Source organism: Vibrio mangrovi, assembly GCF_024346955.1.
Taxonomy (GTDB): domain Bacteria; phylum Pseudomonadota; class Gammaproteobacteria; order Enterobacterales; family Vibrionaceae; genus Vibrio; species Vibrio mangrovi.
The window spans coordinates 427,748-443,977 of the sequence record NZ_AP024883.1 but is presented as its reverse complement, the minus strand read 5'-3'; the positions used below and the strand labels follow the sequence as shown (position 1 = coordinate 443,977).

Genomic DNA, 16,230 nt, shown 5'->3' with positions numbered 1-16,230 from the left:
ATTATTTCTTCCCTTTTGATAAACGTTGCGCCACATGCTCAATATCCTGTGATGCAAAAGCAGAGAGTTTGATGTAAGCCAGTTTCATCGCTAGCGCTGATAGCACTGAATGTTCAAAGAGCTCGGTGATCGTCACTTCAATACTGAGGCGATGCTGGATTTCAGAAATCAGCCGGACAGCCAGTAGTGAGTGTCCGCCCAGTTCGAAGAAATCATCCTGACGTCCTACGCGTTCAACACCGAGTAAACTGCTCCAGATCTCAGCAAGCGTCGTCTCCATTGTATTTTTCGGTGCTTCATACTCACGGGTAACAAAAGCGGCCTCATCCGGCTCCGGCAGTGCTCTGCGGTCAACCTTACCGTTCGCCGTCAGCGGTATTTCTGCCAGCGTCACATAAGCCACCGGCACCATGTAATCCGGTAAGTGTTCCGATAAGCGTGACTTCAGCTCTCCTGCACTCATCCCTGCACCACCGGTAAAGTAAGCCACCAGACGTTTCGACGCCGAATCGCCCTGCGCAATCACCACCGCCGATTCAACACCACACGACACCAGTGCCGACTCAATTTCTCCCAGTTCAATCCGGAAGCCCCGCACCTTCACCTGAAAATCATTGCGCCCGACAAACTCGATCGTGCCATCCGAACGTAAATACCCAAGGTCACCGGTCCGGTACATCCGGGCATCCGCGGCCGCCGAATAAGGGTCGGCAACAAAACGCTCTGCCGTCAGTTCATCCTGATTCAGATAACCCAGCGCCACACCATCACCACCGATATACAGCTCACCGACCACACCTTGTGGAACAGGTTGTCCCTGAGGATTCAGCAGATACACCTGCGTGTTGCCGATCGGACGCCCCAGCGGAATACTCGCAGCATCCTCACTGACCGCCGTAATTTCATAAGTCAGGGCAAACGTCGTGGTCTCAGTCGGACCATAACCGTTAAGCAGATGCGCCGGCGCACTTTCAGCCAGCACCCGGCGGATCACCGCCGGATCCAGCGCATCGCCCCCGACCAGCAGATAACGCAGGCCGGGTAAGACAGCTTTCAGTCCTTCGGCATACTGATTGAACAGACCGACCGTCAGCCACAGAATGCTGACCTGACGGTTTTCCAATGCTTGGGCAAACGACTGCACATTGAGCAGGGTGTCCTGTTCAATCACCACCACGGCAGCACCATTGAGTAGTGGTGCCCACACTTCCAGCGTGGTGGCATCAAAGGCCGGGTTGGCCGCCAGAGCAACGCGATCGGATGGTTGTACTTCCATATAACCATTGTTCAGCACCAGCCGGGCGATTGCCCGATGCGGCACGACTACCCCTTTTGGCTGACCGGTCGAGCCTGAGGTGTACATCACATACGCCGGTGCATCACCGCCAACGACAACCGATACCGGTTCACGCCTTTCTTCTTCAAGCAGAGATGGTGTCATTTCCAGTAATCTGATCGCTGTATTATCCTGTCGGACACCAGCTTCAGCGATCAGTACCGTTGCACCACAGTCATCCACAACATATTGCTGGCGCTCTGCTGGTGCATTCGGATCAAGAGGCACATACACACCGCCACATTTGAGGATCGCCAGTTCAGCGACAATCAATGCAGCCGAGCGGGGCAGCCGGACCGCAACCCGTTGTCCCGGTTCGACGCCAAGAGACTGAAGTCGGAAGGCTAATGCATTGGCCCGCACATCGAGACTGGTGTAATCCCATTCACCATCGTCAGTCACGACTGCAACCTGCTCTGGTGAGCGGGCAACCTGACGGGCAAACAAGGTATGAATGCCACAATCGGCCGGATAATCAAAATTAGTCTGATTCAGCTCACGAATCACTTGCTGCTGCTCGGTTTCGCCAAGAATTGGCAGAGCAGCAATCGGTAGCTCCGGCTGACTGACCATGCCTTCGAGCAGATTGATCCAGTAACTGAGGTAACGCTGGACAGTTTCTTCATCAAACAGAGCGGTGGCATAGGTCAGATAACCGGCAAGTCCGTTTTCACCTTCATGAACTTCGAGGCTGAGATCAAACTGCGCAGTAGAAATGTCACTTACCAGTGCTTCCAGCGTTAAATCTGGCAGCTGTACCTGATGTTCAGGCGTATTCTGTAAAGCAAACACCACCTGGAATATCGGTGCATGGGACAGACTCCGGACCGGAGCAACCGCTTCAACAACCTGTTCGAACGGAATATCCTGATGAGCCTGAGCAGCCAGAGCCGTGTCTTTCACCTGAGCCAGCAAAGTTTGCGTATCAACGTCATCGGACAATTGAACACGCATCGCCATACTATTGACGAACATCCCGATCAGACCTTCAACTTCAGTCCGGGTACGTCCGGCGACGGGAGAACCAATCACAACATCATCCTGATGCGAAAGGCGGCTCATGACCGCAGACCAACCGGCAAGCAGCGTCATATATAAAGTACATCCGTTGTGCTGACTTAACTGACGAAGCTGCTCTGTCAGCTCACAACTCAAAGAAACCGGCAGACTTGCTCCATGATAATCCTGATGCGCAGGACGTGGCCGATCGGTTGGTAATGTCAGGCAATCCGGGATATCACGCAATTGCTCACTCCAGTACTGCTGTTGCTGCTGCAACACTTCTCCCTGCAAATGCATCTGCTGCCACGCGGCATAATCACCATACTGGATACTTAGCGCTGGCAGCGGATCATCCAGACCCTGACAATTGGCTTCATATAATGCAGCCAGTTCATCGGTGAAGATCCCCATCGACCAGCCGTCGGTAATAATATGGTGCATTACAATCCGTAACCAATGCTCATTTGCCGAAACCCGAATCAACTGCCCCTGAACCAACGGCCCTTGTGACAGGTCAAACTCCGGACTGAATGGCGCCAGTTCATCCATGATGCCTTCACCATCAAGATAAGTCAGCGGGAATCCGGAACCTGATGCACCAACGACTTGAACCGGTTCACCCTGAACAACTTCAATGTGAGTCCGCAATGTGGCATGACGGACAACGATCTGATTCAGTGCCCGTTGCAGCGCATCGACATCCAGTTTTCCTTGCAGACGAACACTTCTTGGCACGGTGTAAGCCGAGGTTGCCTGAGCATCCATCTGTGCCAGGAACCATAACCGTTTCTGTGCCAGTGACAACGGTGCTGCCTCACCCGCAGCCAGCGGAGTAATCGCAGGCAAGACCGGATGCTCAGACTCACTCAACGTCCCGGCAACTTCATATAAAGCCGGATGTGAGAACAGTGTCGCCAGTGTCAGCTCACAACCCAGCAGCTCACGAACCCGGGAAATCATCCGCACCGCCAGCAGGGAATGTCCGCCCAGCTCAAAGAAGTTGTCATAACGACCGACCCGCTCAACACCCAGCAATGAGGACCAGATATTGGCTAGCTGTGTCTCTGCATCACCCACCGGCGCTTCATATTCACGCCGCACAACCGAATGCTCATCCGGCTCCGGCAGAGCCTTACGGTTTACCTTCCCGTTCGGCGTCAGCGGCATCTCATCCAGTAATACATAAGCCACCGGCACCATGTGCACCGGCAGACGCTCACTCAGCTCAGCCTTAATAGATTCAACATCCGGGCAGTTTTCTCCATCCTCAACTGTGTAGTAACCCACTAACTGTTTGTCCGGACCGCTGCCCAATGCACGCGCAACCACCACGCCGTCTTTCACGCTAGAGCAACCCTGCAACGCCGAACTGATTTCTCCCAGCTCTATCCGGAAACCCCGGATTTTAACCTGGTCGTCATTCCGGCCGCGGTATTCAATCGTTCCGTCTGCCAGCCAGCAACCCACATCACCCGTCCGGTACATCACTGCATCTGTTTCTTGTGAATAAGGGTCCGCCACAAACCGCTCTGCCGTCAGCTCATCCCGGTTCAGATAACCCCGCGCAACCTGAACACCACCAATATAAAGCTCACCTTCAACACCCACTGCCACCGGACGGCCTTCTCCGTCCAGTACATACATCCGGGTATTCGCCACCGGACGGCCAATCGAAACCCGGTCGCCTGCCAGTGTGCGTGGACAGTGCCATGCGGTGACATCCACCGCCGCTTCCGTCGGACCATACAGGTTATGCAGCTCAATATGTGGCAGTCGGGCATAGCTCTTACGAATCGCTTCTGCCGGCAGTGCCTCACCACTACAGAACACCAGCCGCAGACTGTTGCAGTCTCCCGCATGAACCACTTCAAGGAAGCTCTGTAACATCGGTGGGACAAAGTGCAGGATAGTTACACCCTGAGACGTGATTAAATCTTTCAGATAATCCGGGTCTTTATGTCCTTCCGGTTTGGCCATCAGCAGCGTTGCACCGGACCATAACGGACAGAAGAACTCCCATACCGAGACATCAAAGCTGAACGGGGTTTTCTGCAACACCACATCGCCCGGCCCGAAACCATAATCTTCTTTCATCCAGTACAGCCGGTTCACCACGCCCCGGTGTTCGTTCATTACCCCTTTCGGCAGACCGGTTGAACCCGAGGTATAGATGATGTAAGCCAGATGACGATTGGTTAGTTCAGGAATATTCGGATTACTGTCCGGATAACCCGCCCACGGCTGCTGGGCTGCCGACATATCGGCGAACTGAGTCGCCTCCGGTAACTGTCCCAGCCGTGACGCCAGTTCATCTGTGGTAATCAGTACCACCGGAACACTGTCGGACAGCATATATTCCAGCCGTTCGGTCGGGTAACCGGGGTCTAACGGCACATAGGCACCACCAGCTTTGAGAATCGCCAGCAGCGACACCACCAGCTCACAGCTCCGCTCCAGACACACCGCCACCCGGCTGTCCGGACGGACACCCTGACTCATCAGCCAGTGCGCCAGACGGTTGGCCTGACGGTTCAGCTCGGCATAACTTAGCGACTGGTCTTCAAAGACCACCGCCGTTGCAGCCGGATTTCTTACCACCTGTCCTTCAATCAATGCGTGGATACATTCATACTCAGGGAATGGAATTTCAGTCTGGTTAAAGGTTTCCAGCACTCTTTCACGTTCACTGTCCGGCAGGATGTTCATCTGACTGACCGGCTCAGACGGCTGTTGTGTCAGCGTACTGACCAGACCGTTCAGGGCTGCCAGCAGCATCGCACCGACCCGTTCACCGCCAATACTCCGGCTGACATGAATGTCCAGAGAGAAGCCGCCTGAGACAATATCGTTAACCGCCACGGTCAGTGGATAGTTGGTATTCTCGGCAGCAAAGACCACTGAGCCCAGTGCTTCTGATGCTTCTGCGTCCTGAGTGCTGCTGCCCTGATAACGGTAGTTCAGCAGCGAACTGAACAACGGAGTCTGATTACTCAGACCACTGCACTGCTGTGCCAGAGCCAGCGAGGTATGCTCATGCTCCAGTAATTCAGCCAGACGTGTCTGAGTCTGCGTCAGAGCAGACTCGACCGAAGTACCTGCCAGTGACAGACGCAGTGGCAGGGTATTGAGGAACATACCCAGCACCCGGTCGGCGCCTTCGCCACCAGCCATCCGGCCAAATAGCACCGTCCCGAAGACCACATCCTCCTGACCGGTAGCACTGCGGACTACCAGTCCCCAGGCCAGATGGAATAAGACTGCCGGACTTAACCCCAAGCGACGGGCCTGATCCCGGATCTCTCCGGAGACTCGCTCCTCGATATCCAGATGGGTTGCTTCGATATGATGAGCATCTCCGGAAAACTCCTGAAACCCGAAAGGCGCACACGGTTCATCCAGATCACCCAGTAACTCCCGGAAATAGGCCAGATGAGATTCCCGGTCGTCTTTCAACGTTGTCTGAGCCACAAAATTACGGAAAGGCAGAGGATTAGGCAGTTCCGCCTCGCGACCTGTCAGATACAGACGGATTTCATCTTCCAGCAATTCCAGTGTGGTATGGTCATTACATAAATGGTGAAGTAAAAAGCACAATAACCAGCGGTCTTCAGCCGGATCGGCAACTTTGTAAGCTTCAATCATCGGCGCCCGCTGAATATCCATCCGGGTATGTGCCGGATCAAAGTGCTGGCGTAGCGTCTCGGCTACGTGACTGCCCGATTCAAAATGAAGCGTTTTCAGTGTCACCGGCGCGTCCCGCCAGACCACCTGTACCGGTGTATCCAGACCTTCCCAGACCACAGCGGTGCGCAGAATATCATGCCGTTGCATCACATGCTGAAGCGCTTCCATGAAAGTATCGATATCTGCTTCATGCCTGAAGCTCTGAACAAAACGTGTGATATAAGGATCGCCCTGCTCTTCTAACAGGTGATGGAACAGGATCCCTTCCTGAAGCGGCGCCAGCGGATAGATATCCTGAATATTGGCAACACCACCATCAACGGTCTGACTGATAATGTTGATCTCCTGCTGACTCAGCGTGACCAGCGGCAGCATCTCTGGCGTGATATGCTGACAACCGCTCGGAATCAGATTAGGTGGAATGTCCAGTTGTGCTGTTGCATCCTGTACAACCAGAGTTGCAGCCAGTTCTGCCAGTGTCACCCGTGAGAACAGATGACGAATGACTAACTGATAGCCTCGCTGACGCAGACGCTCTGCCATCTGAACCGCCAGCAGGGAATGACCACCCAGCTCAAAGAAGTTGTCATAACGACCGACCCGCTCAACACCCAGTAACGAAGACCAGATATCGGCCAGCTGTGTCTCTGCATCACCCACCGGCGCTTCATATTCACGCCGGACCACCGAACGCTCATCCGGCTCCGGCAGAGCCTTACGGTTCACTTTCCCGTTCGGCGTCAGCGGCATTTCATCCAGCAACACATAAGCCACCGGCACCATGTGCACCGGCAGACGCTCACTCAGCTCAGCCTTAATAGATTCAACATCCGGGCAGTTTTCTCCATCCTCAACTGTGTAGTAACCCACTAACTGTTTGTCCGGACCGCTGCCCAATGCACGCGCAACCACCACGCCGTCTTTCACGCTAGAGCAACCCTGCAACGCCGAACTGATTTCTCCCAGCTCTATCCGGAAACCCCGGATTTTAACCTGGTCGTCATTCCGGCCGCGGTATTCAATCGTTCCGTCTGCCAGCCAGCAACCCACATCACCCGTCCGGTACATCACTGCATCTGTTTCTTGTGAATAAGGGTCCGCCACAAACCGCTCTGCCGTCAGCTCATCCCGGTTCAGATAACCCCGCGCAACCTGAACACCACCAATATAAAGCTCACCTTCAACACCCACTGCCACCGGACGGCCTTCTCCGTCCAGTACATACATCCGGGTATTCGCCACCGGACGGCCAATCGAAACCCGGTCGCCTGCCAGTGTGCGTGGACAGTGCCATGCGGTGACATCCACCGCCGCTTCCGTCGGACCATACAGGTTATGCAGCTCAATATGTGGCAGTCGGGCATAGCTCTTACGAATCGCTTCTGCCGGCAGTGCCTCACCACTACAGAACACCAGCCGCAGACTGTTGCAGTCTCCCGCATGAACCACTTCAAGGAAGCTCTGTAACATCGGTGGGACAAAGTGCAGGATAGTTACACCCTGAGACGTGATTAAATCTTTCAGATAATCCGGGTCTTTATGTCCTTCCGGTTTGGCCATCAGCAGCGTTGCACCGGACCATAACGGACAGAAGAACTCCCATACCGAGACATCAAAGCTGAACGGGGTTTTCTGCAACACCACATCGCCCGGCCCGAAACCATAATCTTCTTTCATCCAGTACAGCCGGTTCACCACGCCCCGGTGTTCGTTCATTACCCCTTTCGGCAGACCGGTTGAACCCGAGGTATAGATGATGTAAGCCAGATGACGATTGGTTAGTTCAGGAATATTCGGATTACTGTCCGGATAACCCGCCCACGGCTGCTGGGCTGCCGACATATCGGCGAACTGAGTCGCCTCCGGTAACTGTCCCAGCCGTGACGCCAGTTCATCTGTGGTAATCAGTACCACCGGAACACTGTCGGACAGCATATATTCCAGCCGTTCGGTCGGGTAACCGGGGTCTAACGGCACATAGGCACCACCAGCTTTGAGAATCGCCAGCAGCGACACCACCAGCTCACAGCTCCGCTCCAGACACACCGCCACCCGGCTGTCCGGACGGACACCCTGACTCATCAGCCAGTGCGCCAGACGGTTGGCCTGACGGTTCAGCTCGGCATAACTTAGCGACTGGTCTTCAAAGACCACCGCCGTTGCAGCCGGATTTCTTACCACCTGTCCTTCAATCAATGCGTGGATACATTCATACTCAGGGAATGGAATTTCAGTCTGGTTAAAGGTTTCCAGCACTCTTTCACGTTCACTGTCCGGCAGGATGTTCATCTGACTGACCGGCTCAGACGGCTGTTGTGTCAGCGTACTGACCAGACCGTTCAGGGCTGCCAGCAGCATCGCACCGACCCGTTCACCGCCAATACTCCGGCTGACATGAATGTCCAGAGAGAAGCCGCCTGAGACAATATCGTTAACCGCCACGGTCAGTGGATAGTTGGTATTCTCGGCAGCAAAGACCACTGAGCCCAGTGCTTCTGATGCTTCTGCGTCCTGAGTGCTGCTGCCCTGATAACGGTAGTTCAGCAGCGAACTGAACAACGGAGTCTGATTACTCAGACCACTGCACTGCTGTGCCAGAGCCAGCGAGGTATGCTCATGCTCCAGTAATTCAGCCAGACGTGTCTGAGTCTGCGTCAGAGCAGACTCGACCGAAGTACCTGCCAGTGACAGACGCAGTGGCAGGGTATTGAGGAACATACCCAGCACCCGGTCGGCGCCTTCGCCACCAGCCATCCGGCCAAATAGCACCGTCCCGAAGACCACATCCTCCTGACCGGTAGCACTGCGGACTACCAGTCCCCAGGCCAGATGGAATAAGACTGCCGGACTTAACCCCAAGCGACGGGCCTGATCCCGGATCTCTCCGGAGACTCGCTCCTCGATATCCAGATGGGTTGCTTCGATATGATGAGCATCTCCGGAAAACTCCTGAAACCCGAAAGGCGCACACGGTTCATCCAGATCACCCAGTAACTCCCGGAAATAGGCCAGATGAGATTCCCGGTCGTCTTTCAACGTTGTCTGAGCCACAAAATTACGGAAAGGCAGAGGATTAGGCAGTTCCGCCTCGCGACCTGTCAGATACAGACGGATTTCATCTTCCAGCAATTCCAGTGTGGTATGGTCATTACATAAATGGTGAAGTAAAAAGCACAATAACCAGCGGTCTTCAGCCGGATCGGCAACTTTGTAAGCTTCAATCATCGGCGCCCGCTGAATATCCATCCGGGTATGTGCCGGATCAAAGTGCTGGCGTAGCGTCTCGGCTACGTGACTGCCCGATTCAAAATGAAGCGTTTTCAGTGTCACCGGCGCGTCCCGCCAGACCACCTGTACCGGTGTATCCAGACCTTCCCAGACCACAGCGGTGCGCAGAATATCATGCCGTTGCATCACATGCTGAAGCGCTTCCATGAAAGTATCGATATCTGCTTCATGCCTGAAGCTCTGAACAAAACGTGTGATATAAGGATCGCCCTGCTCTTCTAACAGGTGATGGAACAGGATCCCTTCCTGAAGCGGCGCCAGCGGATAGATATCCTGAATATTGGCAACACCACCATCAACGGTCTGACTGATAATGTTGATCTCCTGCTGACTCAGCGTGACCAGCGGCAGCATCTCTGGCGTGATATGCTGACAACCGCTCGGAATCAGATTAGGTGGAATGTCCAGTTGTGCTGTTGCATCCTGTACAACCAGAGTTGCAGCCAGTTCTGCCAGTGTCACCCGTGAGAACAGATGACGAATGACTAACTGATAGCCTCGCTGACGCAGACGCTCTGCCATCTGAACCGCCAGCAGGGAATGACCACCCAGCTCAAAGAAGTTGTCATAACGACCGACCCGCTCAACACCCAGTAACGAAGACCAGATATCGGCCAGCTGTGTCTCTGCATCACCCACCGGCGCTTCATATTCACGCCGGACCACCGAACGCTCATCCGGCTCCGGCAGAGCCTTACGGTTCACTTTCCCGTTCGGCGTCAGCGGCATTTCATCCAGCAACACATAAGCCACCGGCACCATGTGCACCGGCAGACGCTCACTCAGCTCAGCCTTAATAGATTCAACATCCGGGCAGTTTTCTCCATCCTCAACTGTGTAGTAACCCACTAACTGTTTGTCCGGACCGCTGCCCAATGCACGCGCAACCACCACGCCGTCTTTCACGCTAGAGCAACCCTGCAACGCCGAACTGATTTCTCCCAGCTCTATCCGGAAACCCCGGATTTTAACCTGGTCGTCATTCCGGCCGCGGTATTCAATCGTTCCGTCTGCCAGCCAGCAACCCACATCACCCGTCCGGTACATCACTGCATCTGTTTCTTGTGAATAAGGGTCCGCCACAAACCGCTCTGCCGTCAGCTCATCCCGGTTCAGATAACCCCGCGCAACCTGAACACCACCAATATAAAGCTCACCTTCAACACCCACTGCCACCGGACGGCCTTCTCCGTCCAGTACATACATCCGGGTATTCGCCACCGGACGGCCAATCGAAACCCGGTCGCCTGCCAGTGTGCGTGGACAGTGCCATGCGGTGACATCCACCGCCGCTTCCGTCGGACCATACAGGTTATGCAGCTCAATATGTGGCAGTCGGGCATAGCTCTTACGAATCGCTTCTGCCGGCAGTGCCTCACCACTACAGAACACCAGCCGCAGACTGTTGCAGTCTCCCGCATGAACCACTTCAAGGAAGCTCTGTAACATCGGTGGGACAAAGTGCAGGATAGTTACACCCTGAGACGTGATTAAATCTTTCAGATAATCCGGGTCTTTATGTCCTTCCGGTTTGGCCATCAGCAGCGTTGCACCGGACCATAACGGACAGAAGAACTCCCATACCGAGACATCAAAGCTGAACGGGGTTTTCTGCAACACCACATCGCCCGGCCCGAAACCATAATCTTCTTTCATCCAGTACAGCCGGTTCACCACGCCCCGGTGTTCGTTCATTACCCCTTTCGGCAGACCGGTTGAACCCGAGGTATAGATGATGTAAGCCAGATGACGATTGGTTAGTTCAGGAATATTCGGATTACTGTCCGGATAACCCGCCCACGGCTGCTGGGCTGCCGACATATCGGCGAACTGAGTCGCCTCCGGTAACTGTCCCAGCCGTGACGCCAGTTCATCTGTGGTAATCAGTACCACCGGAACACTGTCGGACAGCATATATTCCAGCCGTTCGGTCGGGTAACCGGGGTCTAACGGCACATAGGCACCACCAGCTTTGAGAATCGCCAGCAGCGACACCACCAGCTCACAGCTCCGCTCCAGACACACCGCCACCCGGCTGTCCGGACGGACACCCTGACTCATCAGCCAGTGCGCCAGACGGTTGGCCTGACGGTTCAGCTCGGCATAACTTAGCGACTGGTCTTCAAAGACCACCGCCGTTGCAGCCGGATTTCTTACCACCTGTCCTTCAATCAATGCGTGGATACATTCATACTCAGGGAATGGAATTTCAGTCTGGTTAAAGGTTTCCAGCACTCTTTCACGTTCACTGTCCGGCAGGATGTTCATCTGACTGACCGGCTCAGACGGCTGTTGTGTCAGCGTACTGACCAGACCGTTCAGGGCTGCCAGCAGCATCGCACCGACCCGCTCACCGCCAATACTCCGGCTGACATGAATGTCCAGAGAGAAGCCGCCTGAGACAATATCGTTAACCGCCACGGTCAGTGGATAGTTGGTATTCTCGGCAGCAAAGACCACTGAGCCCAGTGCTTCTGATGCTTCTGCGTCCTGAGTGCTGCTGCCCTGATAACGGTAGTTCAGCAGCGAACTGAACAGCGAGGTCTGATTACTCAGACCACTGCACTGCTGTGCCAGAGCCAGCGAGGTATGCTCATGCTCCAGTAGTTCAGCCAGACGTGTCTGAGTCTGTGTCAGAGCAGACTCGACCGAAACACCGGCCAGTGACAATCGTAGCGGCAGTGTATTGAGGAACATGCCCAGCACCCGGTCAGCGCCTTCGCCGCCGGCCATCCGGCCGAACAGCACCGTCCCGAAGACTACGTCTTCCTGACCGGTGGCACTGCGGACTACCAGTCCCCAGGCCAGATGGAACAAGGCTGCCGGACTCAGACCACGCTGACGGGCCAAACTTCTCAACTGCTCTGCCAGATGTGAATCCACAGCCACATGCACACCTTCCGCCAGCTCACTTTCCTGCTGTTCCTGTAATCCAAACGGACTACAGGGCTCATCCAGATCGCCTAACAAATCCCGGAAGTAGGTCAGATGAGATTCCCGGTCGGCTTTCAACGTCGTCTGAGCCACAAAATTACGGAACGGCAGTGGATTAGGCAGATCAGCCTGACGGCCCGCAATATATTCCTGAACCTCTTCAACCAGTAATTCCAGCGTCGTATGATCATTACATAAATGGTGGAACAGGAAACACAGCAGCCAGCGGTCTTCAGCCGGATCGGCAACTTTGTAAGCTTCAATCATCGGTGCCCGCTGGATATCCATTCGGGTATGGGCCGGATCAAATTGCTGACACAATGCATCGGCAACAGTTATGTCTTGTTCAAATTCCAGAGTTTTCAGTATCACCGGCGCTTCCCGCCAGACCACCTGTACCGGCGTATCCAGACCTTCCCAGACGACGGCGGTGCGCAGAATATCATGGCGCTGCATCACATACTGAAGCGCCTCCATAAAGGTATCGATATCCGACTCATGTTTGAAACCCTGAATAAAACGGGTGATATAAGGATCGCCCTGCTCTTCTAACAGGTGATGGAACAGAATCCCTTCCTGAAGCGGTGCCAGCGGATAGATATCCTGAATATTGGCAACACCACCATCAACGGTCTGACTGATAACGTTGATCTCCTGCTGACTCAGCGTGACCAGCGGCAGCATCTCCGGTGTGATATACTGACAACCAGAGGGAATGAGGTTTGGTGGGATGTCTGATTGTTCTCCCTGTGGCTGATGATTCAATGTTTCAGCCAGTGCCGCCAGTGTTGGCCGGGCAAACAGATCGCGGATGACCATCTGGTAACCCTGCTGGCGCAGCCGTTCGATCATCTGTACCGCCAGCAGCGACTGCCCACCCAGTTCAAAGAAGTTGTCATGCCGTCCAACCTGCTCAATGCCAAGCAGCGTTCCCCAGATATGGGCCAGAACGGATTCAACTTCACCTTCCGGAGCCGCAAAAGCCTGACGGACAAAAGCACTTTCATCCGGTTCAGGCAAGGCTTTCCGATCAACTTTACCATTGGCTGTCAGTGGCATTTTATCCAACTCGACATAAGCTACCGGCACCATGTAATCCGGTAAACGCTCTGCCAGACGGGACTTCAGTTCCGCAGCCGTAACCGAACGCTCCTGACGGGTAAAATATGCCACTAAACGTTTCGATGCAGAGCCATCGTCACGGGCAAGAACAATTGCAGAATCCACACCACATGACAGTAATGCCAGTTCGATTTCACCCAGCTCAATCCGGAAACCCCGGATTTTCACCTGAAAATCATTCCGGCCAACAAACTCAATGTTTCCATCTTTCCGCCAGTATCCCAAATCACCGGTCTTATACATCCGGGCACCGGAAGCTAACGCATAGGGATCAGGAAGAAAACGTTCTGCCGTCAGCTCCGGCTGTCCCAGATATCCCTCGGCAACACCATCGCCACCAATATAGATTTCGCCGACCACACCTTGTGGCACCGGCTGTCCCTGAGGATTTAAAAGATAAATCTGAGTATTACCAATCGGGCGTCCCAGCGGAATACCGCTTGCCTCGGCCGGGATGTCATGAATAGGGAATGACAGTGCATAAGTCGTCGTTTCCGTCGGCCCGTAAACATTCAGTAAATGTTCGGGACGAGAGTTATTCAGAACCCGCCGCATCACCATCGGATCCAATGCATCTCCGCCAACCAGCAGGTACTTCAATCCAGACAGAACGTCCTTCAGATCATCGGCATACTGGTTAAACAGGCCCACGGTCAAAAACATAATATTCACCTGATGCATCATCAGGGAATGGCCGAACGCATGAACATCCAGCAATGTATCCTGTGGAATGACTACCACACTGGCACCGTTGAGTAAGGGCGCCCATACCTCCATCGTGGTTGCGTCAAAAGCCGGGTTGGCAGCAAGAACAACCCGGTCAGACGGCATCACTTCCATATAGCCATTATTGAGCACCAGCCGGGCGATTGCCCGATGGGGAATAACAACCCCTTTCGGGTTTCCGGTTGAACCGGAGGTATACATGACATAGGCAGGCGATTCTCCACTGACCGGAACCGAAATCTGCTCATCACAAAACTCGTTCACCAGAGCATCACTCATCTCCAGAACATTCAGTGACGGATATGTACTGGCAGCACCAGGTTCGCCGATTAAAATCGTTGCTCCACTATCCCGTAATACATAATCCTGCCGCTCCGGTGGGGCTGCCGGGTCAAGCGGTACATAAACACCACCGACCTTAAGAATTGCCAGTTCGGCCTGAATCAACGCCGCAGAACGGGGAAGGCGAATAGCAATGCGCTGCCCCGGTTGAATACCGAGTGTCTGAAGTCGGTTAGCCAGCGCATTGGCGTGAGTTTCCAGCGCTGCATAATCCCATGTTCCATCATCTGTAATCACCGCAGTTGCATTGGGCGATTCGGCCGCCTGTTGAGAGAAAAGCGTGTGAATACCACATTCAGAAGGATAATCGTAAAGGGTGTGGTTATATTCATGAATCACAGCCTGATATTCATCTTCCCCAAGGATAGGCAGAGCCGTCACCGGCAGCTCCGGTTGAGTCGTCATGCCTTCCAGTAGCCGTATCCAGTAACCGAGATAGCGTTCAACTGTCGCTTCCTCAAACAGTGCCGTTGCGTAGTTCAGATAACCGGAAAGCGTGTCACCGGATTCGCTGAGTAGCAGACTCAAATCAAACTTCGCTGTCTTAAACGGCTCTTCTTCCGGAGATAAACTGATGCCGGGCAGACTCAATGTTGAATCCGGCAGATTCTGAAGTGCGAATATCACCTGAAATAATGGTGTGTAGGCTGGATTTCTGCCTGTAACAACTGCTTCAACCACCTGCTCAAACGGAATATCCTGATTCGACTGTGCGGCCAGTGCTGTGTCTTTCACCTGCGCCAGCAACGCCAGAGTATCGGGCTGTTCACTCAGGTCCACCCGCAATGCCTGAGTATTGACAAACATCCCGATAAGACCTTCCAGTTCAGCGCGATTCCGTCCTGCAACCGGCGCACCAATCACTACATCATCCTGACAGGCAAGCCGGCTCATTAAAGTCGCCCAACTGGCAAACAGTGTCATGAACAAAGTCGTATCGCATCTCTGGCACAAAGCTTTCAGCGATGCAGTCAGAGAAGGATCCAGTGTAAAACTCAGACCGGCACCAGCATGATCCTGTACCGAAGGACGGGGAAAGTCGGTTCTGAGTTCCAGAAACTCAGGTGCATCCCGAAGCTGTTCAACCCAGTAATCCCGTTGGCGTGGAATGACAGATTCTGAAAAAGACTGCTGCCAGTGTGCATAATCAGCAAACTGAATCGGTAATGGTGATAGTGGATTGTTTTTTCCCTGACTCAGTGCTGCATACAGCGTACCCACTTCCTGAATTAATACACTCATCGACCAGCCATCGGCAATGGTGTGATGCAATGCTACACGCAGAACAAATTCATTTTCCCGAACGTGAACCAGTTCGGCCCGGGCTAGTGGTCCCGTTGATAAATCAAAATGAGGAAGATAAGGTTCAGACAGATCAGCTTCAGTCACTTCATCCAGTAAAAAACCACAATCCGCCGGCACAATCTGTTGTAATGGCTGCCCGTCCCGGCGGGAAAAGTAAGTCCGGAGAGATTCATGACGAGAAACCATCTGATCCAGCGTTTCCCGTAATATAGCGATATCTAACTGACCTTTCAGCCGGAAAGAGCCGTTAATGATATAAGCATCAGAGGCGCTCTGTTCCATCTCGGACAAAAACCAGATACGCCGTTGTGCCAGCGCTAAAGGCTCCCCTTCCGGCGAGCGCGTGACCGGCTGAATTTCCGGCGCTTTTTCTTTCTTTTTCCGCTTCAGTCCTCTTGCTTTTGCCAGCTCGAACAGCTTCACAACTTCATCATCAGATAAATTATCCATTGATACACGCAAATCATCATTCGTACTCATGATGTATGTCT

At 53.9% G+C, this 16,230-nt stretch carries 1 protein-coding gene; it reads right to left on the bottom strand.

Annotated elements, in window-relative coordinates; translation table 11 throughout:
• Position 1: 1 nt before the first annotated feature.
• Positions 2-16,219, bottom strand: a complete 16,218-nt coding sequence (locus OCU74_RS01920) for a non-ribosomal peptide synthetase (protein WP_261856155.1) — start codon at positions 16,217-16,219, stop codon at positions 2-4.
• Positions 16,220-16,230 lie beyond the last annotated feature (11 nt).